Source organism: Pseudomonas sp. SCB32, from assembly GCF_009189165.1.
GTDB lineage: Bacteria > Pseudomonadota > Gammaproteobacteria > Pseudomonadales > Pseudomonadaceae > Pseudomonas.
This window is the reverse complement of sequence record NZ_CP045118.1, coordinates 5,525,864-5,549,041: the sequence shown is the minus strand read 5'-3', so window position 1 is coordinate 5,549,041 and position 23,178 is coordinate 5,525,864. Positions and strand designations below refer to the sequence as shown.

The 23,178-nt window shown below is 64.5% G+C and carries 21 protein-coding genes and 2 tRNA genes; 20 read left to right on the top strand and 3 right to left on the bottom strand.

Annotated features, from left to right (window positions below):
• Positions 1 to 54 precede the first annotated feature (54 nt).
• Positions 55 to 597, top strand: coding sequence for an oligoribonuclease (gene orn, locus GA645_RS25435; protein WP_152226606.1), 543 nt, complete (start codon positions 55 to 57; stop codon positions 595 to 597).
• Positions 598 to 652: 55 nt separating this feature from the next.
• Here the strand turns inward: orn and queG are convergent, their stop codons facing one another.
• A complete protein-coding gene (queG, locus tag GA645_RS25430; RefSeq protein ID WP_152226604.1) occupies positions 653 to 1,714 on the bottom strand; it encodes a tRNA epoxyqueuosine(34) reductase QueG in 1,062 nt (353 codons plus the stop codon).
• A 103-nt stretch (positions 1,715 to 1,817) separates the two neighbouring features.
• Between queG and GA645_RS25425 the strand changes: the two genes are divergently transcribed.
• The 12 genes from GA645_RS25425 (at position 1,818) to GA645_RS25370 (ending at position 15,048) form a co-directional block, all read left to right on the top strand.
• Positions 1,818 to 3,317 carry an NAD(P)H-hydrate dehydratase gene (locus GA645_RS25425; protein ID WP_152226602.1) on the top strand — a complete coding sequence of 500 codons (1,500 nt, stop codon included), beginning with the start codon at positions 1,818 to 1,820 and terminating at the stop codon, positions 3,315 to 3,317.
• On the top strand, positions 3,305 to 3,772 hold the full coding sequence (gene tsaE / locus GA645_RS25420) for a tRNA (adenosine(37)-N6)-threonylcarbamoyltransferase complex ATPase subunit type 1 TsaE (RefSeq protein ID WP_152226600.1): 468 nt from the start codon (positions 3,305 to 3,307) through the stop codon (positions 3,770 to 3,772). The genes GA645_RS25425 and tsaE overlap by 13 nt, the downstream gene beginning before the upstream one ends.
• An 8-nt stretch (positions 3,773 to 3,780) precedes the next feature.
• On the top strand, positions 3,781 to 5,211 hold the full coding sequence (gene amiB, locus GA645_RS25415) for an N-acetylmuramoyl-L-alanine amidase AmiB (RefSeq protein WP_152226598.1): 1,431 nt from the start codon (positions 3,781 to 3,783) through the stop codon (positions 5,209 to 5,211).
• A complete protein-coding gene (gene mutL, locus GA645_RS25410) occupies positions 5,208 to 7,103 on the top strand; it encodes a DNA mismatch repair endonuclease MutL (RefSeq protein WP_152226596.1) in 1,896 nt (631 codons plus the stop codon). The genes amiB and mutL overlap by 4 nt, the downstream gene beginning before the upstream one ends.
• A gap of 78 nt (positions 7,104 to 7,181) precedes the next feature.
• Complete coding sequence (gene miaA / locus GA645_RS25405) at positions 7,182 to 8,144, top strand: tRNA (adenosine(37)-N6)-dimethylallyltransferase MiaA (RefSeq protein ID WP_152226594.1); 963 nt, start codon at positions 7,182 to 7,184, stop codon at positions 8,142 to 8,144.
• Positions 8,145 to 8,250: 106 nt separating this feature from the next.
• A complete protein-coding gene (gene hfq / locus GA645_RS25400; protein WP_015479145.1) occupies positions 8,251 to 8,499 on the top strand; it encodes an RNA chaperone Hfq in 249 nt (82 codons plus the stop codon).
• Between the two features lie 12 nt (positions 8,500 to 8,511).
• Positions 8,512 to 9,813, top strand: coding sequence for a ribosome rescue GTPase HflX (hflX, locus tag GA645_RS25395; RefSeq protein ID WP_152226592.1), 1,302 nt, complete (start codon positions 8,512 to 8,514; stop codon positions 9,811 to 9,813).
• Positions 9,814 to 9,908: 95 nt separating this feature from the next.
• Positions 9,909 to 11,081 (top strand): FtsH protease activity modulator HflK, encoded by a 1,173-nt coding sequence (gene hflK, locus GA645_RS25390; protein ID WP_152226590.1) that lies wholly within the window; start codon positions 9,909 to 9,911, stop codon positions 11,079 to 11,081.
• Entirely contained in the window at positions 11,081 to 11,950 is an 870-nt protein-coding gene (gene hflC, locus GA645_RS25385; RefSeq protein ID WP_152226588.1) for a protease modulator HflC, read from the top strand. Before hflK ends, hflC begins: the two co-directional genes overlap by 1 nt.
• 341 nt (positions 11,951 to 12,291) lie before the next feature.
• Entirely contained in the window at positions 12,292 to 12,477 is a 186-nt protein-coding gene (locus GA645_RS25380) for a DUF2065 domain-containing protein (RefSeq protein ID WP_037012084.1), read from the top strand.
• Between the two features lie 31 nt (positions 12,478 to 12,508).
• Positions 12,509 to 13,687, top strand: a complete 1,179-nt coding sequence (locus GA645_RS25375) for an ATP phosphoribosyltransferase regulatory subunit (protein ID WP_152226586.1) — start codon at positions 12,509 to 12,511, stop codon at positions 13,685 to 13,687.
• A 65-nt stretch (positions 13,688 to 13,752) separates the two neighbouring features.
• Positions 13,753 to 15,048, top strand: coding sequence for an adenylosuccinate synthase (locus GA645_RS25370; RefSeq protein WP_152226584.1), 1,296 nt, complete (start codon positions 13,753 to 13,755; stop codon positions 15,046 to 15,048).
• Positions 15,049 to 15,277: 229 nt separating this feature from the next.
• Here GA645_RS25370 and GA645_RS25365 read toward each other — a convergent pair.
• Positions 15,278 to 15,364 (bottom strand) — tRNA-Leu (locus GA645_RS25365).
• Positions 15,365 to 15,510: 146 nt separating this feature from the next.
• Positions 15,511 to 15,597, bottom strand: a tRNA-Leu gene (locus GA645_RS25360).
• 205 nt (positions 15,598 to 15,802) lie between these two features.
• Between GA645_RS25360 and rnr the strand changes: the two genes are divergently transcribed.
• The 7 genes from rnr to dnaB all read left to right on the top strand — a co-directional run bounded on the left by rnr (position 15,803) and on the right by dnaB (position 23,167).
• The gene (gene rnr / locus GA645_RS25355) at positions 15,803 to 18,565 is read left to right on the top strand and encodes a ribonuclease R (RefSeq protein WP_152226582.1); all 2,763 of its coding nucleotides are present in this window, start codon (positions 15,803 to 15,805) and stop codon (positions 18,563 to 18,565) included.
• On the top strand, positions 18,562 to 19,314 hold the full coding sequence (gene rlmB / locus GA645_RS25350; RefSeq protein ID WP_152226580.1) for a 23S rRNA (guanosine(2251)-2'-O)-methyltransferase RlmB: 753 nt from the start codon (positions 18,562 to 18,564) through the stop codon (positions 19,312 to 19,314). The genes rnr and rlmB overlap by 4 nt, the downstream gene beginning before the upstream one ends.
• Before the next feature lie 269 nt (positions 19,315 to 19,583).
• Positions 19,584 to 20,000, top strand: a complete 417-nt coding sequence (gene rpsF, locus GA645_RS25345) for a 30S ribosomal protein S6 (RefSeq protein ID WP_054906367.1) — start codon at positions 19,584 to 19,586, stop codon at positions 19,998 to 20,000.
• A 29-nt stretch (positions 20,001 to 20,029) separates the two neighbouring features.
• Positions 20,030 to 20,260 carry a 30S ribosomal protein S18 gene (gene rpsR, locus GA645_RS25340; protein ID WP_003095634.1) on the top strand — a complete coding sequence of 77 codons (231 nt, stop codon included), beginning with the start codon at positions 20,030 to 20,032 and terminating at the stop codon, positions 20,258 to 20,260.
• Between the two features lie 34 nt (positions 20,261 to 20,294).
• Positions 20,295 to 21,164 (top strand): hypothetical protein, encoded by an 870-nt coding sequence (locus tag GA645_RS25335; protein WP_152226578.1) that lies wholly within the window; start codon positions 20,295 to 20,297, stop codon positions 21,162 to 21,164.
• A gap of 21 nt (positions 21,165 to 21,185) precedes the next feature.
• The gene (rplI, locus tag GA645_RS25330) at positions 21,186 to 21,632 is read left to right on the top strand and encodes a 50S ribosomal protein L9 (RefSeq protein ID WP_138214047.1); all 447 of its coding nucleotides are present in this window, start codon (positions 21,186 to 21,188) and stop codon (positions 21,630 to 21,632) included.
• A 140-nt stretch (positions 21,633 to 21,772) separates the two neighbouring features.
• Positions 21,773 to 23,167 (top strand): replicative DNA helicase, encoded by a 1,395-nt coding sequence (gene dnaB / locus GA645_RS25325; protein WP_152226576.1) that lies wholly within the window; start codon positions 21,773 to 21,775, stop codon positions 23,165 to 23,167.
• Positions 23,168 to 23,178 lie beyond the last annotated feature (11 nt).

Sequence of the window (23,178 nt, the reverse complement as noted above, 5' to 3'; positions counted from 1 at the left end):
CATGCGTACGCCCGCTTCCCGCTAAACTACAGGGCTGAGCTGAGGAGCCCCATCATGCAGAACCCACAGAACCTGATCTGGATCGACCTGGAAATGACCGGTCTGGACCCGGACAAGGACGTCATCATCGAGATGGCGACCATCGCCACCGACAGCAACCTCAATATCCTCGAGGAAGGCCCGGTGATCGCGGTGCACCAGAGTGAAGCGCTGCTCGCCGGCATGGACGAGTGGAACACCCGCCAGCACGGCCAGTCCGGCCTGACCCAGCGCGTGCGCGAAAGCACCATCTCCGCGGCGGAAGCCGAAGCCATGACCCTGGCCTTCCTGGAGAAGTGGGTGCCCAAGCGCAGCTCGCCGATCTGCGGCAACAGCATCTGCCAGGACCGCCGCTTCCTCTATCGGCACATGCCGAAGCTGGAAGGCTTCTTCCACTACCGCAACCTGGACGTCTCCACCCTCAAGGAACTGGCCGCGCGCTGGGCCCCGCAGGTGCGTGACGGCTTCAAGAAGGGCAACACCCACCTGGCCCTGGACGACATCCGCGAGTCCATCGCCGAGCTGCGCTACTACCGCGAGCACTTCATCAAGGTGTAACGCAGGTGCTTACCTGTAGGAGCGGGCCCATGGGGCGCTCCTGCAGGGAGGTGCATCAGGCGTTGTGGCGCGCCAGCGCCCACGCCACATGCTCGCGCACCAGTTCCGACGGGAACTCCCGCCGCGCACGCAGCGCCTCGATCACTGGAATGGTGGAAGGCGCATTCCCCAGCCCTACGGCCAGGTTCCGCAGCCAGCGTTCATACCCCGCACGCCGCAACGGCGAGCCTTCGGTGCGGCTGAGGAATTCCTCTTCCGTCCACAGGAACAGCTCGGCCAGCGCGGCATTGTCCAGGCTGTGGCGCGGCTGGAAGTCACCCTGGTCGGTGGCGCGGGCGAAACGATTCCACGGACAGACCATCTGGCAGTCGTCGCAGCCGAATACGCGGTTGCCGATCAATGGGCGTAGATCCGCCGGGATTGAACCCTTCAGTTCGATGGTCAGGTAGGAAATACAGCGCCGCGCATCCAGCACGTAGGGCGCGACGAAGGCTGCTGTCGGGCAGATGTCCATGCAGGCCGAGCAGCGTCCGCAGTGTTCCGTGCCGTGAGGCGGGTCAACCGGCAGCGGCAGGTCGGTGAACAGCTCGCCGAGGAAGAAGTAGCTGCCCGCCTTGCGGTTGAGCACCAGGGTGTTCTTGCCGATCCAGCCCAGGCCCGACTGCTCGGCGATGGCCTTTTCCAGCACCGGCGCGCTGTCGACGAAGGCGCGGAAGCCGAACGGACCGATGTGCTGCTGGATGCGCTCGGCCAATTGCTGCAGGCGTTTGCGGATCAGCTTGTGATAGTCGCGGCCCAAGGCGTAGCGCGAGACATAGGCCTTCTCCGGATTGCCCAGCACCTGCGCCATGCGGGTGTCGCCCGGCAGATAGTCCATGCGCAGCGAGATCACCCGCAGCGTGCCGGGCACCAGTTCGTCCGGCCGCCAGCGCTTGCTGCCGTGGGCGCCCATGTAGTCCATCTCGCCGTGGTAGCCCGCTTCCAGCCAGCGCTGCAGGTGCGCGCCATGCTCCTCCAGGTCGAGCCCGGCGATGCCGACCTGCTGGAAGCCGAGTTCACGCCCCCAATCCTTGATGGAGCGGGCGAGGTGTTCATAGTCGAGCGTCGAATCGTGCATGGGGGCGGGAAAGCGGAGTCCGGGTAGGTATAATTCTGCCAGACCTTGCCGGCGTCGGCCCGTCCGTACGCCAAGGCGACACATTCTGCCGTCCGGAAATGCGATGACGCACCCTCACGACGACCTTCCTGAACACCTCTACATCGCGCAACAGGTGCGCGATCTCGACGCGCGCCTGATCGCTGCCGGAACGCCCGGCTTCGAATTGATGCGCCGCGCCGCCCATGCCACCTGGCGTGCCTTGCGCCGGCACTGGCCGGACGCGGGCGAGATCACCGTGCTGGCCGGCCACGGCAACAATGCCGGCGATGGCTACCTGATTGCCGCCCTGGCCCTGCGTGCCGGCTGGCGCGTACGGGTGCTGGCGGTGGGCGATACCTCGCGCCTGGTCGGCGACGCTGCGTCCGCCCACGGCGAGGCGCGGGTAGCGGGTGTGGATATCGTAGTCTGGAGCGACCACACGCAGTTGCGCGGCGTGCTGGTCGACGCCTTGCTGGGCACCGGCCTTGGCGGCACGGTGCGCGAACCCTATGCCTCGGCCATTGCCGCGATCAATGCCAGTGGCCTGCCGGTGCTGGCGGTGGACATTCCTTCCGGCCTGAGCACGGATACCGGCCAGGTGCTGGGCTGCGCCGTTCGCGCCCATCTGACCGTGACCTTCATCGGTCTCAAGCTGGGACTCTTTACCGCGAACGGGCCGGATCAGTGCGGCGAGCTGGAGTTCGATGGTCTGGACGCCGATCCGGCGTTGATCCCCGATGACTGCGTTGCACTCCGTCTCACCCCCGCATCTTTAACTCACCTGGCGTCGCGCCCGAAATCCGCGCACAAGGGCCAGTTCGGTCACGCACTGGTGATCGGCGGCGACACCGGCATGGGGGGTGCCGTGCTGCTGGCGGCCGAGAGCGCGCTGCGCTGTGGTGCCGGACTGGTTTCCCTGGCGACTCGTGCGGCCCATGTGCCCGCCGCCCTGGCCCGTCGACCGGAGCTGATGGCGCGCGGTGTGTCCTCCTCGGCCGAACTGCTGCGCCTGGCCGAGCGGGCCAGTGTGCTGGTGGTGGGGCCGGGGGTTGGCCGCGAAGGTTGGGGGCGCGTACTGGTCAGCGCCGCGGCCAGCCTGGAGCGTGTCCAGGCCTGGGACGCCGATGCGCTCAATCTGCTCGCGGAGGGACTGGTGTCCCGGCCCGCCGGTGACTGGGTGATGACTCCGCATCCCGCCGAGGCCGCACGGCTGCTCGGAATCTCCATCGCCGAAGTCCAGGCCGACCGGCCGAAGGCGGCCCACGCGCTGGCGCAGCGTTACCAGGCGGTGGTGGTGCTCAAGGGCGTCGGCAGTCTGGTGGCCGCGCCCGACGGCCGGCTGGCGCTGTGCAGTCATGGCCATCCCGCCATGGCCGGTGCTGGGTTGGGCGATGTGCTTTCCGGCATTCTCGGTGCGCTGCTGGCGCAGGGGATGCCTTGTTTCGATGCCGCCTGCCTGGCGGTCTGGCTGCACGCCCGTGCCGGTGAGGCGCTCGGCTCGCAGGGCCGCGGCCTGGCCGCTACCGATCTGATCCCTGCCGTTCGTCAGTTGCTCGAGGAGCACAGCCCATGCCTGAAGTGAATCTGTTCGCCGAGGGCGAAGAGGCCATGTACGACCTCGGACGGCGCATCGCCATGGCGACCGGAGGGCGCGGCGTCATCTATCTGCATGGTGACCTGGGGGCGGGCAAGACCACGTTGTCGCGCGGCATTCTGCGGGGATTGGGGCACGGCGGAGCGGTGAAAAGTCCGACCTTCACCCTGGTGGAACCCTACGAAATCGGCCCTGTCCGTGCCTTCCACTTTGACCTGTACCGCCTCGCCGACCCGGAAGAACTGGAGTTCCTCGGCATTCGCGACTACTTCGAGGGGGATGCCCTGTGCCTGATCGAGTGGGCCGAACGGGGCACAGGCATTTTGCCAAAGGCCGACATGGACATTACCATTACTCCGCATGCGGGCGGTCGTATGCTACGCCTGATACCGCAAGGTACGCGGGGCGAAGCCTGGTGTGCCGCCCTGGCCACGGGAGCATGAGAAAAAACATGGGTTGGGGGTTGCGCCTGCGGGCGTTGTTCACGGGGATGACTGTTTTGCTGGCAATGATTGCCGGCGAGGCTTTTGCCGCCACGCAAATCAAGAGCGTCCGCATCTGGCGGGCTCCAGACAACACCCGGCTGGTGTTCGATCTTTCCGGTCCGGTGCAGCACAGCCTGTTCACGCTGAGCGCGCCCAACCGCATCGTCGTCGATATCAACGGCGCGCAGATGTCCGCCGCGCTGGACAAGCTCAAGCTCAATAACACGCCGATCACCTCGGTGCGCGCGGCCCAGCGCTCATCCACCGATCTGCGCCTGGTGCTCGACCTGAAAAAACCGGTCACACCCAAGAGCTTCGTGCTGGCGCCGAACCAGCAGTACGGCAACCGCCTCGTCGTCGACCTGTACGACCAGGGCGCCGACATTGCGCCGGAAGTCCCGGCTACGCCGACGCCGAATGTGCCGGCAGCGCCGGTCAGCCCGGTGCAAGCGGTCACCAAGATTCCCGCGCCCAGCAGCGGCGGCAAGCGCGACATCGTCATCGCCATCGACGCCGGCCACGGCGGCGAAGACCCCGGCGCCTTGGGGCCGAATGGCTTGCACGAAAAGAACATCACCCTGGCGATCGCCCGTGAATTGCAGCGGCAGATCAACCAGATGAAAGGCTTCCGCGCGGAACTCACCCGTACCGGCGACTACTTCATCCCGCTGCGTGGGCGTACCGCCATCGCGCGCAAGAAGGGCGCCGACCTGTTCGTCTCCATCCATGCCGACGCCGCTCCCAGCAGCAGCGCCTTCGGAGCCTCGGTGTTCGCCCTGTCCGACCGCGGCGCGACGTCCGAAACCGCGCGCTGGCTGGCCGATAGCGAAAACCGTTCCGACCTGATCGGCGGTGACGGAGCGGTGAACCTGGACGACAAGGACAAGATGCTTGCCGGCGTGCTGCTCGACCTGTCGATGACCGCCACCATGTCCTCCAGCCTCGACGTCGGCCACAAGGTGCTGACCAATGTCGGCCGGGTGACCTCGCTGCACAAGCGCCGCGTGGAGCAGGCCGGCTTCATGGTGCTGAAGTCGCCGGATATCCCGTCGATCCTGGTGGAAACCGGCTTCATCTCCAACCCGAACGAGTCGCAGAAGCTCGCCAGCAGCTCGCACCAGCAGGCGCTGGCGCGCTCGATTGCCGGCGGTGTTCGCCAGTACTTCGTACAGACGCCGCCGCCGGGCACCTATATCGCCTCGCTGCGCGACGGCGGCCAACTGCCCACCGGCCCGCGCGAGCACGTCGTGCGCAGCGGCGACAGCCTGGCCATGATCGCCAGCCGCTATGACGTCAGCCCGGCCTCCATCCGCAGTGCCAACTCGCTCAAGAGCGACGAGCTGAAAGTCGGCCAGGTGCTGAAGATCCCCGGCACGTCCCTGGCGTCCCAGCAATGAGCGAGGTGCGCCGCATCCAGCTGCTGACTCCGCGGCTGGCTAACCAGATTGCCGCGGGCGAAGTGGTCGAACGCCCCGCCTCGGTCATCAAGGAACTGCTGGAAAACTGCCTTGACGCCGGTGCCAGGCGCATCGACGTCGAGGTCGAGCAGGGCGGCGTGAAGCTCCTGCGTGTGCGTGACGACGGCAGTGGCATCCCCGCCGACGACCTGCCGCTGGCCCTGGCGCGCCACGCCACCAGCAAGATTCGTGAGCTGGAAGACCTGGAACGGGTGATGAGCCTGGGCTTCCGCGGAGAAGCGCTGGCTTCGATCAGCTCCGTATCCCGTCTCACCCTGACTTCCCGCACTGCCGATGCCGACCAGGCCTGGCAGGTGGAGGTCGAGGGTCGCGACATGGAGTCCACGGTGAAGCCGGCGGCCCACCCGGTGGGCACCAGCATCGAAGTGCGTGACCTGTTCTTCAATACCCCGGCGCGCCGCAAGTTCCTGCGCGCGGAGAAGACCGAATTCGATCACCTGCACGAGGTCATCAAGCGGCTCGCTCTGGCGCGCTTCGACGTGGCTTTCCATCTGCGCCACAACGGCAAGACCATCCTCTCGCTGCATGAAGCCAAGGATGAAGCCTCCCGCGCCCGCCGCGTGGGCGCCGTGTGCAGCGCCGGCTTCCTCGAACAGGCCATGCCCATCGAGGTGGAGCGCAATGGCCTGCACCTGTGGGGTTGGGTCGGTCTGCCGACCTTCTCCCGCAGCCAGCCGGACCTGCAGTACTTCTATGTGAACGGCCGCATGGTGCGCGACAAGCTGGTCGCCCACGCCGTGCGCCAGGCCTACCGCGACGTGCTGTACAACGGCCGGCATCCGACCTTCGTACTGTTCTTCGAGGTCGACCCGTCGGTGGTGGACGTCAACGTGCACCCGACCAAGCACGAAGTGCGCTTCCGCGACAGCCGCATGGTCCACGACTTCCTCTACGGCACACTGCATCGGGCGCTGGCCGAGGTGCGGCCGGACGACCAGCTGGCGCCGCCGGGAGCGACCACTCTCACCGTGCCGCGCCCTACCGGCGCGGAAGCCGGCGAGTTCGGCCCACAGGGCGAGATGCGTCTGTCCGAGACCGTGCTGGAGGCTCCGGCCGCCGCACGTGCCTGGCAGCCGAGCCCGGTTTCCGGTGGTTCCGGTGGCTACAGCTACCAGCCGGCGCGCCCGGAAATGCCGCCGATCCAGGAAGCCCAGGGCGCCTACAAGGCCTATTTCGCTCCGCTGCCCGACCAGGCGCCCCAGGCGCTGCCGGAAAGCAGCCAGGACGTGCCGCCGCTGGGCTATGCCCTGGCGCAGCTCAAGGGCATCTACATTCTCTCGGAGAACGCCCACGGCCTGGTTCTGGTGGATATGCACGCCGCCCACGAGCGCATCATGTACGAGCGCCTGAAGACCGCCATGGCCAGCGAAGGCCTGCGTGGCCAGCCGCTGCTGGTGCCGGAGTCCATCGCCGTCAGCGAGCGCGAGGCGGATTGTGCTGAGGAACACGGCAGCTGGTTCTCCAGGCTGGGCTTCGAGCTGCAGCGGCTCGGCCCGGAAACCCTGGCGATCCGCCAGATTCCCGCGCTGCTCAAGCAGGCCGAGGCCACCCAGTTGGTGCGCGACGTGCTCGCTGATCTGCTGGAGTACGGCACCAGCGACCGCATCCAGGCGCACCTCAACGAACTGCTCGGCACCATGGCCTGCCACGGCGCCGTGCGCGCCAACCGTCGCCTGACCCTGCCGGAGATGAACGGCCTGCTGCGCGACATGGAGATCACCGAGCGCAGCGGCCAGTGCAACCACGGCCGGCCGACCTGGACGCAACTCGGACTCGACGAACTGGACAAGCTGTTCCTGCGCGGACGTTGATTTCCGTAAGCGTACGTTCAGCTTTCTGCAGTAAACTGCGCGCCAATCGATTCAGCAACGCGCAATAACGAGTTCTCGATGTCCCTGCCTCCCGCGATTTTCCTCATGGGCCCGACTGCCGCCGGCAAGACCGACCTGGCGCTGGAGCTGGCGCGCCTGTTGCCTGTGGAGCTGATCAGCGTCGATTCGGCTCTGATCTACCGGGATATGGATATCGGCACCGCCAAGCCGTCGCGCGAAGTGCTGGCTGAATTCCCGCATCGCCTGATCGACATCCGCGATCCCAGCGAAGCCTACTCCGCGGCGGAGTTCCGTGCCGATGCCCTGGCGGCGATGGCCGAGATCACCGCGGCCGGACGCATTCCGCTGCTGGTCGGCGGCACCATGTTGTATTTCAAGGCATTGCTGGAAGGTCTGGCGGACATGCCCAGTGCCGACCCGGTAGTGCGTGCCGAGCTCGAAGCCTGGGCCGAGACCGAAGGCTGGGGTGCCCTGCACGTGGAGCTGATGCGAGTAGATCCGGAGTCGGCCGCGCGCATCCATCCGAACGATCCGCAACGCCTTACTCGGGCATTGGAGGTGTACCGCGTAAGCGGTATGTCCATGACTGCACATCGCCAGCGCCAGGCGAGTGAAAATGCGGGTTTCGGCGCGCAAGGCGGTGGGCAATTGCCGTATACTGTCGCCCATCTGGCGATCGCGCCTCTGCAGCGCCAGGTACTGCACGCGCGTATCGCGCAACGTTTTGACCAGATGCTGGAACAGGGCTTCATCGCCGAGGTCGAACGGCTCCGCGCAAGGAATGACTTGCATGCGGGGCTACCGTCCATACGAGCGGTGGGTTACCGACAGGTATGGGATTACCTCGAGGGCAAACTGTCCTACGCTGAGATGGTTGAGCGCGGCGTCATCGCCACGCGGCAGCTGGCCAAGCGCCAGTTCACCTGGCTGCGCAGCTGGAGCCATCTACACTGGTTGGACAGCCAGGCAAGCGACAATTTGCCGCGTGCCTTGAAATACCTTGAGGCGGTCTCCATATAGGCTCGAGACCTTAATTCTGGCCGTCTATCCTTGGGGTTCAGGACGGCGTTAAGCCAAATTCGACTACTACTAAATCAGTTTTTTACCCTTACAAGGAGTGCGGCATATGTCAAAAGGGCATTCGCTACAAGACCCTTACCTCAATACCCTGCGCAAAGAACGCGTCCCGGTTTCCATCTACCTCGTCAACGGCATCAAGCTGCAGGGCCAGATCGAATCCTTCGACCAGTTCGTGATTCTGCTGAAAAACACTGTCAGCCAGATGGTCTACAAGCACGCCATCTCCACCGTCGTTCCCAGCCGTCCGGTGCGTCTGCCCAGCGGTGATCAGCCGGCCGAGCCGGGCAACGTTTGACGGGAGTCTGCCTTGTTCTTTGAGCGCCCGGGTGGTGGGGAACGGGCCATTCTGGTCCATCTGGAAGGTCAGGACCCCGAGGCGCGCGAAGACCCGCAGGAGTTCCAGGAGCTGGCACGTTCGGCGGGTGCGGAATCGGTTGCCTTCGTCAGCATTTCGCGCCACCAGCCCTCAGCCAAGTACCTGATCGGCAGCGGCAAGGTCGAAGAGTTGCACGACCTCGTCCATGCCGAGAAGGTCGAGCTGATCATCTTCAATCACACCCTTACGCCGAGTCAGGAGCGCAACCTCGAGCGAGCGCTCGAATGCCGTGTGCTCGACCGGACGGGGTTGATCCTCGATATCTTCGCCCAGCGTGCGCGTACCCATGAGGGTAAGTTGCAGGTGGAGCTCGCCCAGCTCGAGCACATGAGCACGCGCCTGGTGCGCGGCTGGACTCACCTTGAACGCCAGAAGGGCGGTATCGGCCTGCGTGGCCCGGGTGAAACCCAGCTGGAAACCGACCGTCGACTGCTGCGTGGGCGCATCCGCCAGATCAAGTCGCGCCTGGAGAAGGTTCGCAGCCAGCGTGAGCAGGCTCGTCGCGGCCGCCGTCGCGCGGAGATCCCGGCGGTATCCCTGGTTGGCTACACCAACGCCGGCAAGTCCACGCTGTTCAACGCACTGACCACCTCCGAGGTCTACGCTGCCAACCAGCTGTTCGCCACCCTCGACCCGACCCTGCGCCGCCTGGAGCTGAATGACGTCGGGCCGATCGTGCTGGCGGATACCGTGGGCTTCATTCGCCACCTGCCGCACAAGCTGGTGGAGGCGTTTCGGGCTACCTTGGAAGAGTCGAGCAATGCCGACCTGCTGCTGCACGTGATCGACTCCCACGAGCCGGAACGTGATGCGCAGATCGAGCAGGTCCTGGCGGTACTGCAGGAAATCGGTGCCAATGAGCTGCCGATGCTCGAGGTATACAACAAGATCGATCTGCTGCCGGACATGCAGCCGCAGATTCAGCGCGACGAACTGGGCAAGCCTGTCCGGGTCTGGGTGTCGGCGCGTGAGTTCCGCGGGCTGGAGTTGGTGGAGCAGGCGATCGCCGAATTGCTGGGGGAGGACATGTTTGTTGGAACGCTCTGCCTTCCGCAGCGCCTGGGACGACTTCGTGCTCAGTTCTTCGAGCTGGGTGCGGTACAGTCCGAGGAGCATGACGAGCAAGGACGCGCCGTGTTGCAGGTTCGCCTGCCGCGTGTCGAGTTGAACCGCCTGGTCAGCCGTGAAGGCTGGCAACCGGCGGAGTTCATTGCGCAACACACTTTGCAATAAAGCCTGGAACGCTGCTTTTGGCAGCGGCGGAGGCATTCGGTAGCATGGGTGGGCGCGCCATAGGCGCGTTTTCGCGTTATCAGATGGAGAGCGCTATGGCTTGGAACGAGCCGGGTGACAACTCGAACAAGAACGATCAGGACCCTTGGGGTGGACGCCGTGGTGGCGGTCGCCAGGGTCCCCCTGATCTGGATGAGGCATTCCGCAAGCTGCAAGACAGCCTGAACGGAATTTTCGGCAAGCCCAAGCGTGGTAGCGGTACCGGCGGTGGTGGCAACGGCAAGGGCGGTAGCCTGGGGCTGTTCGGCATCGGCCTGGGTATCCTCGCCGTGCTGTGGCTGTACAACGCCATCTACGTGGTGGACGAGCAGGAGCAGGCAGTGATCCTGCGCTTCGGCAAGTACCACGAGACCGTAGGTCCCGGCCTGAATATCTACTTCCCGCCGATCGACAAGAAGTTCCAGGAGAACGTCACCCGCGAGCGGGCCTACAGCAAGCAGGGGCAGATGCTCACCGAGGACGAGAACATCGTCGAGGTTCCGCTGACCGTGCAATACAAGGTCAGCAACCTGCAGGACTACGTGCTCAATGTCGACCAGCCGGAAGTCAGTCTGCAGCAAGCCACCGAAAGCGCGCTGCGCCACGTGGCTGGCTCGACCACCATGGACCAGATCCTCACCGAGGGTCGTGAGCAGATGGCCACCGAGGTGCGTGAGCGTCTGCAGCGTTTCATGGACACCTACAAGACCGGCATCGCCGTGACCCAGGTGAACATCCAGAGCGCCGCGGCGCCGCGTGAGGTGCAGGAAGCGTTCGATGACGTGATCCGTGCCCGCGAGGATGAGCAGCGCGAGAAGAACCAGGCGGAAGCCTACGCCAATGGCGTGGTGCCCGAAGCCCGTGGTCAGGCCCAGCGCATCATCGAGGAAGCCAACGGCTACCGCGATGAGGTGGTATCCCGCGCCCAGGGTGAGGCGGATCGCTTCACCAAGCTGGCCGGCGAATACCACAAGGCGCCGGAGGTCACTCGCCAGCGTCTGTACCTGGATACCATGCAGGATGTCCTCAGCCAGAGCAGCAAGGTGCTGGTCACCGGCCAGCAGGGTCAGAACAACCTGATCTACCTGCCGCTCGACAAGATGATGGACGGCCGTGGCTCGGCAACTCCGAGTAGCACGCCGAGCACGACCAGCAGCGCGCAAGACATCGGTTCGCGGGTGGCCAACGACCTGCAGCAGCGTGACATGCGTACCAGGGAGAGCCGCTGATGAGTAACAAGTCTCTGATTGCCCTGATCGCTGCCGTCGTTGCCGCGGTTGCGCTGTGGAGCACCGTCTACGTCGTCCAGCAGACCGAGCGCGCCGTGCTGCTGCGCTTCGGTCGCGTGGTCGACGCGGACGTGAAGCCGGGTCTGCACTTCAAGATTCCGTACGTCAACCAGGTGCGCAAGTTCGACGGCCGCCTGCTGACCCTGGACTCTCCGACCCAACGCTTCCTGACGCTGGAGAAGAAAGCGGTGATGGTCGATGCCTACGCCAAGTGGCGCGTCGCCGATGCCGAGCGCTTCTATACCGCGACTTCCGGCATGAAGCAGATCGCCGACGAACGTCTGTCCCGTCGTCTGGAGGCCGGCCTGCGTGACCAGTTCGGCAAGCGCACTCTGCACGAAGTGGTTTCTGGTGAGCGTGACGCGCTGATGGGCGACATCACCGCTTCGCTGAACCGCATGGCGCAGAAGGAGCTGGGTATCGAGGTCATCGACGTTCGCGTCAAGGCCATCGATCTGCCGAAGGAAGTGAACCGCAGTGTGTTCGAGCGCATGAGCACCGAGCGTGAGCGGGAGGCCCGCGAGCACCGCGCCAAGGGTCGCGAGCTGGCTGAGGGTATCCGCGCGGATGCCGATCGTCAGCGTCGCGTGCTGCTGGCCGAGGCGTATCGCGAGTCGGAAGAAACCCGCGGTGACGGTGATGCCAAGGCGGCGGCGATCTATGCCAAGGCCTACACCGCCGATCCGGAGTTCTACGCCTTCACCCGTAGCCTCAAGGCTTATCGCGAGAGCTTCGCGGACAAGAGGGACGTCCTGGTGCTCGATCCGCGCAACGAATTCTTCCGCTATCTGGAAAAAGCTAAACCGTAAGGGTCCGTCGACGCTTCGTCGTGACCGCGCCGAACCCCGCGTTGCGAGTTGTCCTGATGCCAAATCGAGGCTTGGGCGCCGCGCAACACGGGGTTCGTCCCTTTGGGTTGCGCGTCAAATCACGCCATGCGTCGTTGCGGGACTAGGTAGGGGGCGACCATTACCGTCGTCCCGCGCCTAGCCTGGCGTGATTTGCCGCAGCAACGCGGTTCACGCCGAAACATCAACGGCCCCTTGTAACTCTCCGGCGGGCGGCAGCGCCCGTCGGAGAAATCGTGTTATCATGGGTCAGCCGGGAAATCCCGGCTTTTTTGCGTCCGCGAGATTCATGTACGAGAGCCATGTGGCAGGAATTCGGCAAAGCGTTCTGTCTGTTGCTGGTGCTGGAAGGCATCCTTCCATTCCTGTATCCGCGTGGTTGGCGCGACGCCGTGAGCGGGCTCGGTCGCCTTGGCGACCGCAGTCTGAGACTCATCGGGCTGGGCAGTATGCTGCTCGGCACCGTCCTTCTTTACTGCATTCATTGAAGTGCCGCCCGGCTGAAAGGGGAGAGGCGACATGGCAACGGTAGACCGCTGGCTGCTGCCAGATGGGATCGAAGAAGTGCTGCCACCGGAGGCGGCGCGCGTTGAAGCAGCCCGCCGTCAGGTGCTTGACCTGTTCCAGCGCTGGGGTTACGAGTTCGTCGTCACCCCGCATATCGAATACCTGGAATCCCTGCTGACCGGTGCCGGCCAGGATCTGGATCTGCGTACCTTCAAGGTTACTGATCCGGCGTCCGGCCGCCTGATGGGCTTCCGCGCGGACATCACGCCGCAAGTGGCGCGCATGGATGCCCACAGCCTGCGCCGCGAAGGCCCGAACCGCCTGTGCTACGCCGGCAGCGTGCTGCATGCCCGCCCGCGTGCGCTGGCCACTTCGCGCAGCCCGATCCAGCTGGGTGCTGAACTCTACGGTGATACCGGCTCGGCCGGCGACGTAGAGGTCATCAGCCTGCTGCTCGACATGCTCGAGATGGCCCAGGTGCCGGATGTGCACATGGATCTCGGTCATGTTGGTATCTACCGTGGCCTGGCTCAGGCTGCCGGGCTGTCCGGCGAGGTCGAGCAACTGCTGTTCGACGCCCTGCAGCGCAAGGCCGTGGATGAAGTCGCGGCGCTGACCGAAGGCCTGCCGGGCGATCTCGCCGGCATGCTGCGCGCGCTGGCTGAGCTGTGTGGTGGCCGCGAGGTGCTGAGCCAGGCGCGTGAAGTGCTTGCTGGGGCTCCGGCTCCGGTGCAGGTCGCGCTGGCGGATATCACAGCCATCGCCGACTCGCTGGCCGCGCGCTTCCCGCAGTTGCCGCTGTACTTCGACCTCGGCGAGCTGCGTGGCTATCACTATCACACGGGCGTGGTGTTCGCCGCGTTCGTACCTGGGGTTGGCGAGTCCATCGCCCAGGGCGGCCGTTACGACGACATCGGCGCTGATTTCGGCCGTGCGCGTCCGGCCACTGGGTTCTCTACCGACCTCAAGACCCTGGTCACTCTCGGCCGCGCCCAGCTCGACGAGCCGCGCACCGGAGTCTGGGCGCCGGCCGATGGCGCCGGCTTGTGGCAGGCGGTGCAGCAGCTGCGCCGTCAGGGCGTGCGCGTGGTACAGGCGCTGCCCGGGCAGGATGCGGCTTCGGCTACCGAAGCGGGCTGCGACCGGCAACTGCTGGTTCGCGATGGCAATTGGCAGGTGGCCGCGCTCTAAGGCGCGTCACTCGAGTTTCTGCCGGCCGCGGCCGGCACCGAACATCCACGATGGGGATAAGAGTTATGGGTAAGAATGTCGTAGTCCTGGGCACCCAGTGGGGTGATGAGGGCAAAGGCAAGATCGTCGACCTGCTGACCGACCAGGCTGCTGCCGTGGTGCGTTACCAGGGCGGCCACAACGCCGGTCATACCCTGGTTGTCGCAGGCGAGAAGACCGTACTGCACCTGATCCCGTCGGGCATCTTGCGCGAAGGTGTGCAGTGCCTGATCGGTAACGGCGTGGTGCTGGCACCCGACGCACTGATGCGTGAAATCGCCAAGCTGGAAGAGAAGGGTGTACCGGTGCGCGAGCGCCTGCGCATCAGTCCGTCCTGCCCGCTGATCCTGTCCTTCCACGTGGCCCTGGACCAGGCTCGCGAGAAGGCTCGTGGCGACGCCAAGATCGGTACTACCGGTCGCGGCATCGGCCCGGCTTACGAGGACAAGGTGGCGCGCCGCGGCCTGCGCGTCGGCGACCTGTTCCATCGCGAGCGTTTCGCCGCCAAGCTGGGCGAGCTGCTGGACTACCACAACTTCGTCCTGCAGAACTATTACAAGGAGCCGGCCGTCGACTTCCAGAAGACCCTGGAAGAGTGCATGGCCTATGCCGAAGAGCTGCGTCCGCTGATGGCTGACGTGACTTCGACCCTGCACGACCTGCGTCGTGCTGGCGAGAACATCATGTTCGAAGGCGCCCAGGGTTCGCTGCTGGACATCGACCACGGTACCTACCCGTTCGTTACCAGCTCCAACACCACCGCTGGCGGCACCGCTACCGGTTCGGGCTTCGGTCCGCTGTACCTGGACTATATCCTGGGTATCACCAAGGCCTACACCACTCGCGTGGGTTCCGGCCCGTTCCCGACCGAGCTGTTCGATGACGTCGGTGCGCACCTGGCCAAGGTTGGTCACGAGTTCGGCGCTACCACCGGTCGTGCCCGTCGTTGCGGCTGGTTCGATGCCGTCATCCTGCGTCGCGCCATCGAGATCAACAGCCTGTCCGGCCTGTGCCTGACCAAGCTGGACGTTCTCGACGGTCTGGAAACCGTGCGTATCTGCACCGGCTACAAGAACGCCGCCGGTGAACTGCTGGTCGACGCGCCGACCGATGCCGACAGCTACATCGGCCTGCAGCCGATCTACGAGGACCTGCCGGGCTGGAGCGAGTCCACCGTCGGTGTCCAGACCCTGGAAGGCCTGCCGGCCAACGCTCGCGCTTACATCAAGCGCGTCGAGGAGCTGGTCGGTGCGCCCATCGACATCATCTCCACCGGCCCGGATCGCGCGGAGACCATCGTCCTGCGTCACCCGTTCGCCTGATCCGAGCTGTGCATCGCAACGGGCCGCTTATGCGGCCCGTTGTCGTTTCTGGGGTATGCATCTGGAAGATGGGGCGTTCGCGGTGCCTTATAGGGCTGGTGGCGCAAGAGAGGCTGGTGGCGTGAGAGGGCAGCGAATGCTGTGGGCGTTGCTTGAGAGGGGGGGGCTCTGAGTTGCGGAAAGCCGAAAACGAAAAAGCCGAGCAGTGCTCGGCTTTTTCGTTTGAAGATGGTGCCCAGGAGAAGACTCGAACTTCCACGGTGTTGCCACCGCTAGGACCTGAACCTAGTGCGTCTACCAATTCCGCCACCTGGGCATGCTTTTCAGCATGGGGTGCGATGATCGCTCATCGTCTTGCGGTGATGCAACCCTTGGTTGCATCTGACGGTCTATCGTTCGGTTATCAGGGTTCCGAACCCGCCTGATAAAGCCTGTCAGAGACTGACTTTATCCTTGAATAAGTGGTGCCCAGGAGAAGACTCGAACTTCCACGGTGTTGCCACCGCTAGGACCTGAACCTAGTGCGTCTACCAATTCCGCCACCTGGGCACTGGATGTGATGATCGCTCATCGCTTCCGTGTTACAACGTCTGTCTGACGCTGTGGGCGCGAACTATACGGAGCCGGGTTTCGCTTGTAAACCCCTGATGCGATAAAAAATTTATTCGCGCCCAAAGCTGACCGACGAGCGGATTTCGCGCTTCAATAAGCAGATGGCGAACCATCCCTATATAGATAAGGTGACCTCACTTTAATGGCCGATTGGCAAAACCTCGATCCCGAGGCCGCCCGCGAGGCGGAAAAATACGACAACCCCATCCCCAGCCGTGAACTCATCCTGGCGCACCTTGCCGAGCGCGGTGCACCCGCGACGCGGTCCCAGTTGATGGACGAACTCGGCCTCTCCGGCGAAGAGCCGGAAGAAGCACTGCGCCGCCGACTGCGCGCCATGGAGCGCGACGGCCAGCTTATCTATACCCGCCGTGGCGCCTACGCGCCGGTGGACAAGCTCGACCTGATCCTCGGCCGCATCGCCGGCCACCGCGACGGCTTCGGCTTCCTGATTCCCGATGACGGCAGCGACGACCTGTTCCTCAGCCCGACGCAGATGCGCCTGGTGTTCGACGGCGACCGCGCGTTGGCGCGTGTGTCCGGCTTCGATCGCCGTGGCCGCCGCGAAGGCGCGGTGGTGGAAGTGGTCGAACGTGCCCACGAGACCATCGTCGGCCGCTACTTCGATGAGAGCGGCATCGGTACGGTGGTTGCCGACAACCCGAAGATCCAGCAGGAAGTGCTGATCCCGCCGGGCAAGGCTGGCAAGGCCAGGCATAACCAGTTCGTACAAGTGCGCATCGACGTCTGGCCGAGCGTGCATCGCCAGGCCCAGGGCGAAGTGGTGGAAGTGCTTGGCGACTACATGGCGCCGGGCATGGAAATCGAAGTCGCGCTGCGCAGCTATGACATTCCCCACACCTGGCCCGAGGCGGTGGAGAAGGAAGCGGCCAAGCTCAAGCCCGAAGTGCTGGAGAAGGACAAGGAAAAGCGTGTCGACCTGCGCGCCCTGCCTTTCGTCACCATCGACGGCGAGGATGCCCGCGACTTCGACGACGCGGTCTACGCCGAGAAGCGCAAAGGTGGCGGCTGGAAGCTGTTCGTCGCCATCGCCGACGTCTCTCATTATGTGAAGGTCGGTTCGGCCCTGGACGAAGAGGCGGCCAAGCGCGGCAACTCGGTGTACTTCCCCGAGCGCGTGATCCCGATGCTGCCGGAGATCCTCTCCAACGGCCTGTGCTCCCTGAATCCGCTGGTCGATCGCCTGGCCATGGTCTGCGAGATGAATCTCTCCAAGGCCGGCAAGATGACCGACTACCAGTTCTACGAGGCGGTCATCCACTCCCATGCGCGCCTGACCTACACCAAGGTCAGCCAGTACCTGGAAACCCCGGACAGCCCCGAGGGCCAGCGCCTGAAGGAGCAGCTGCCGGCGGTGGTGCCGCACCTCAATACGCTTTATGACCTGTACAAGGTCCTGGTCGGCGCGCGCCACGTGCGTGGTGCCATCGATTTCGAGACTCAGGAAACCCGCATCGTCTTCGGCGCGGACCGCAAGATCTCGGAAATCCGCCCGACCCAGCGCAACGATGCGCACAAGCTGATCGAGGAATGCATGCTGGCGGCCAACGTGGCTACCGCGAAGTTCCTGGAGAAGCACGCCATCCCCGCGCTGTACCGCGTCCACGACGGCCCGCCGCAGGAGAAGCTGAACAACCTACGCCAGTTCCTCGGTGAGCTGGGCCTGACCCTGTACCGCGGCAAGGGCGATCCGACCCCGGCGGACTACCAGAAGCTGCTGGAATCCATCCAGGGCCGCCCGGACCTGCAACTGATCCAGACCGTGATGCTGCGCTCCCTGAGCCAGGCGGTGTACAGCCCGGAGAACGCCGGCCACTTCGGCCTGAACTACGAGGCGTACACCCACTTCACCTCGCCGATCCGCCGTTATCCGGACCTGCTGACCCATCGCGCCATCCGTGGTCTGATCCGCTCCAAGGCGGCGTCCGAGCATGTGCAGCGCGTAGGCGCCACCAGCATGCCCAAAGCGCGCATCTATCCGTACGACGAGCCGCGCCTGGCGCAACTGGGTGAGCAGTGCTCGATGACCGAGCGCCGCGCCGACGAGGCGACCCGCGACGTCACCAATTGGCTGAAGTGCGAGTTCATGCGCGAGCGCGTGGGTGAGACCTTCCCGGGCGTGATCACCGCAGTGACCGGCTTCGGCATCTTCGTCGAGCTGACCGACATCTATGTCGAAGGTCTGGTGCACGTCACTGCGCTGCCGGGCGACTACTACCACTTCGACGCCGTGCATCACCGCCTGAGCGGCGAGCGCACCGGCCGCAGCTTCCGTCTCGGCGATACCGTCGAAGTCGTGGTGGCGCGTGTCGACCTGGACGAGCGCAAGATCGACTTCGAGCTGTCCGATAACGTGCTGAGCGCGCCCATCGGCCGCAAGAAGCGTGGCGAGAAGGGCGAGCCTGCGAAGGGTAAGGTGGCAGCCGGCAAAGCAGCCAAAGGCAAGGTGGGCAGGGGCGCTCCGGTAACCGAGCGGCCGGCCAGGGCTGCGCGCGATGTCGCTGACGACCCGTTCTTCGCGCCCGATGTGGCCGTGGTGCCGTCGAGCCAGCCGCGCAAGCGCAAGGTCGGCGTGGTCCAGGCGCTGCCCTCGGTAGCGCCGGAAATGTTGGCCAAGGCTGATGAACTGCTCGGCAACACCGATGTGCGCAAGAGCCGCGAGATGAAGAAGGCGCTGCTCGACGAAGCCAAGGTGGGCGGCAAGAAACCGGCCGCTGACCAGGACAAGGGCAGAGCCAAGGGCGCCCCCGCAGCCGGCAAGCCGCGCAATCCTTCGAAACAGAAAGCCCGGTCCGCCAAGCCGACCAAGCATCGCAAGGGCGCATCGCAGCCCAAGGGTGATGCGGCTGGCGCTCCGGCACGTAAGCGTAAGGCGAAGAAATGAGTCAGTGGGAAAAGGTCTACGGGGTACATGCCGTAGAAGCGTTGCTGCGTCATCACCCGAAGCGGGTCAAGCAGCTGTGGCTGGCCGAAGGCCGGCATGACCCGCGCGTCCAGGCGCTGGTCGAGCTGGCCGGTCAGGTGCGCGTGCCGGTGGGCACACGTGACCGCAAGGAACTGGACGAGTGGGCCGAAGGCGTACACCAGGGTGTGGTCGCCGAGGTCAGTCCGAGCCAGGTGTGGGGCGAGAACATGCTGGAGGAGCTGCTGGAGCGCTCCACCGGCCCGGCGCTGCTGCTGGCGCTGGACGGCGTGACCGATCCACACAACCTCGGCGCCTGCCTGCGCACTGCCGATGCGGCGGGCGCGCTGGCGGTCATCGTGCCGAAGGACAAGTCCGCCACCCTCAACGCCACTGTACGTAAGGTCGCCTGCGGCGCCGCCGAGGTGATCCCGCTGGTGGCGGTGACTAACCTCGCGCGCACCCTGGAGAAGCTCCAGCAGCGCGGCCTGTGGATCGTCGGTACCGCCGGCGAGGCGACCCAGATGCTCTACGAACTCGACCTCACCGGGCCGACTGTGCTGGTGATGGGCGCCGAGGGCAAGGGCATGCGCCGTCTGACCCGTGATCACTGCGACTACCTGGCCAAGCTGCCGATGCAGGGCAGCGTCAGCAGCCTGAACGTCTCGGTGGCTACCGGCGTCTGCCTGTTCGAGATCGTCCGCCAGCGCCAGCTCAAGGCCGGCGCGTAGCTTCTTGTGTAGGGGCGAGCTTGCTCGCGAACGGCGCCGGCTTCGTGCTTGCCCGGTTCGCGAGCAAGCTCGCTCCTACGAAGAGCCCTCGGTCGCGGGGGTTGTACAAATAATCGTCAATTTCCTTGCGCCACCTTCCCCCCTTCTCTAGAATGTCGGCCCTTGTCGTCCGGGCAGGCGTTTGCGCGTCCTTCCGAGCGGTAAGGAAAAAATCATTCACTCCTTGTCTGACCGCTTTGTCGGCAGGCTGCAATCCGTAAGGAGCATTTATGCGTCATTACGAAATCGTGTTCCTGGTTCACCCGGACCAGAGCGAACAAGTCGGTGGCATGGTCGAGCGTTACACCAAGGCCATCGAAGAAGACGGCGGCAAAGTCCACCGTCTGGAAGACTGGGGCCGTCGTCAGCTGGCTTACGCCATCAACAACGTGCACAAGGCTCACTACGTTCTGATGAACGTCGAGTGCACCGCCAAGGCCCTGGCAGAGCTGGAAGACAACTTCCGCTACAACGACGCCGTGATCCGTAACATGGTCATCCGTCGCGACGAAGCCGTTACCGGCCAGTCCGAAATGCTGAAGGCCGAAGAGAGCCGCAACGAGCGCCGCGAGCGCCGTGAGCGTCCCGAATCGAACGAGGGCGAGTCCGCTGACGGCGAAGATAGCCGCGACAGCGCTGACGAGTAATCCCGGACCAGTATTGAGGAGCCACACACATGGCACGTTTCTTCCGTCGTCGTAAGTTCTGCCGTTTCACCGCTGAAGGCGTGAAAGAGATCGATTACAAGGATCTCAACACCCTGAAAGCCTACGTTTCCGAAACCGGCAAGATCGTTCCGAGCCGTATCACCGGCACCAAGGCCAAGTACCAGCGTCAGCTGGCGACCGCTATCAAGCGCGCCCGCTACCTGGCCCTGCTTCCCTACACCGACAGCCACGGCCGTTGATCGGGCAGTCGACTGGGATTGATGGATAGATCGCATGCGCGCATTGGCTGAATTTGTCATGCGAGGCCGCATGCAGGCGACCCTGGTGGTCGTCGCAGCCGCGGTACTGCAGCCGTTGTTCTGGCTCGGTGCCGCAGCAGGCAGTCTGGTGCTGTTGCGCCGTGGCGCCGGTGATGCCTTTGGCATCCTGGGCTGGGCGCTGCTTCCGGCACTGGCCTGGTGGTACCTGGGTGATCCCAGCGTGAGTCTGGTTCTGGTGGGTAGTGCCGTGCTGGCGCAGGTTCTGCGCAGCAAGGTGTCCTGGAACCAGGTGATGCTGGCGAGCGTTGTGCTCGGTGCGGTGTTCGTGCTGCTGCTCAGCACGGTGTCGGCCGGGTTGGTCGCTGCTCTTGCCGATGCGTTCGGCAAGGCACTGCCGCAGGTTCTGGCCGAAGCCAAGCTTTCGCCGGAACAGTTGGCCGCCCTGCAGGCGGAGATGGTTCCGACCATCACCGGCCTGATGGCAGCCTCGCTGCAGACGATCAGCCTGATGTGCCTGATGCTGGCGCGTTATTGGCAGGCAGTGCTGTTCAACCCGGAAGGGTTTGGCCGCGAGTTCCGCGCACTGCGCCTGTCGCCGGGCACGGCTATCGCGCTGCTGGTCGGCGTTGTGGCTCTGCCCTTCGCAGGTCCCGCGGCCACCATGCTGGCGCCGCTGTGCATGATCCCGCTGCTGTTTGCCGGGATCGCACTGGGCCACGGGCTGGTCGCGCTGAAGAAGCTTCCGGGCTTCTGGCTGGCACCGCTGTACCTGCTGGTATTCGTACTGGGCAATGTGATCTGTCTTGTCGCCGTCGTCGACAGTCTGTTTGATTTTCGCGGTCGTCTGGCCCGTCGCCAGAAAGCCGCGAACGGTGAAGGTTAAAAGTTAAGAGGTAAGACTCAAATGGAAGTCATCCTGCTGGAAAAGATCGCCAAACTGGGCAACCTGGGCGACAAGCTGAACGTAAAGGGCGGTTACGCCCGTAACTACCTGCTGCCGCAGGGCAAAGCCACCGCTGCCACCGCTGCCAACGTCGCTGCTTTCGAAGAGCGCCGTGCAGAGCTGGAAAAAGCCGCTGCTGATAAGAAAGCCGCTGCTGAAGCTCGTGCTGCCCAACTGGCCGAACTGATCGTGACCATCGGCGCCCACGCTGGCGACGAAGGCAAACTGTTCGGTTCGATCGGCACCCGCGACATCGCCGACGCCGTTTCGGCTGCCGGCTACCCGCTGGAAAAGAGCGAAGTTCGCCTGCCCGACGGCGCCCTGCGCGCTGTAGGCGAATACAACATCGAAGTGCAACTGCACATGGATGTTGATGCAACCCTGCACGTGGTTGTAGTCGCCGAGTAAGCGATCCGTCGCTAGGACGATTCGCACACCTTGCGTGAGCGAATCAGTCCGCTAACATCGGGCACGGTACTGAATTTCGGTACCGTGCCCTTTGTTTTTCCGCCGTTCCAATCAGCACGAAGAGACCGCACGCAGAGCCCATGAACGACATCACCATCCCCGAGCAATACGACCTGCAGACTGCTTCCCTCAAGGTGCCACCGCACTCGATCGAAGCCGAACAGGCGGTGCTGGGCGGCCTGATGCTCGACAACAATGCGTGGGAGCGTGTGTCCGACGCGGTGTCCGATGGCGACTTCTATCGCCATGACCATCGCCTGATCTTCCGCGCCGTCTACAAGCTCGCCGAAGCCAACCAGCCGATCGACGTGGTGACCCTCTCCGAGATGCTCGAACGCGAGGGCCAGCTGTCCCAGGTGGGCGGCCTTGCCTACCTCGCGGAGCTGGCGAAGAACACGCCCTCGGTGGCGAACATCAAGGCGTACGCGAACATCATCCGCGAGCGCGCCACGCTGCGGCAGTTGATCGGCATCAGCAGCGATATCGCCGACAGCGCCTTCAACCCGGAAGGGCGCAGCGCCAACGAAGTGCTCGACGAAGCCGAGCGCAAGATCTTCGAGATCGCCGAAGCGCGGCCCAAGACCGGCGGCCCGGTGGGGATCAGCGACATCCTGGTCAAGACCATCGACCGTATCGACCATCTGTTCAACACCAGCGAGGCGCTGACCGGGATTTCCACCGGCTTCACCGACCTCGATGAAAAGACCAGCGGTCTGCAGCCGTCCGACCTGATCATCGTTGCCGGCCGACCGTCCATGGGCAAGACCACCTTCGCCATGAACCTGGTGGAGAACGCCCTGATGCGCAGCGACAAGGCGATCCTGGTGTACTCCCTGGAAATGCCCTCCGACTCCATCGTGATGCGTATGCTCGCGTCCCTTGGCCGCATCGACCAGACCAAGGTGCGTACGGGCAAGCTGGACGACGAGGATTGGCCGCGCCTGACCTCGGCGGTGAACCTGCTCAACGACCGCAAGCTGTTCATCGACGACACTGCCGGCATCTCGCCCTCGGAAATGCGTGCGCGTACCCGCCGCCTCGCCCGCGAGCACGGCGAAGTCGGCCTGATCATGGTCGACTACCTGCAGCTGATGCAGATTCCCGGTTCTTCCGGCGACAACCGGACCAACGAGATTTCCGAGATCTCCCGCTCGCTCAAGGCGCTGGCGAAGGAGTTCAACTGCCCGGTGGTGGCCCTCTCCCAGCTCAACCGCTCGCTGGAACAGCGCCCCAACAAGCGCCCGGTGAACTCCGACCTTCGTGAATCCGGAGCGATCGAGCAGGACGCCGACGTGATCATGTTCGTCTACCGCGACGAGGTGTATCACCCGGAGACCGAGTTCAAGGGCGTCGCCGAGATCATCCTCGGCAAGCAGCGTAACGGCCCCATCGGTACCGTGCGCGTGGCCTTCCTCGGCCGCTACAGCCGCTTCGAGAACCTCGCGCCCGGCATGTACAACTTCGAAGACGAGTGACATAGCCACAT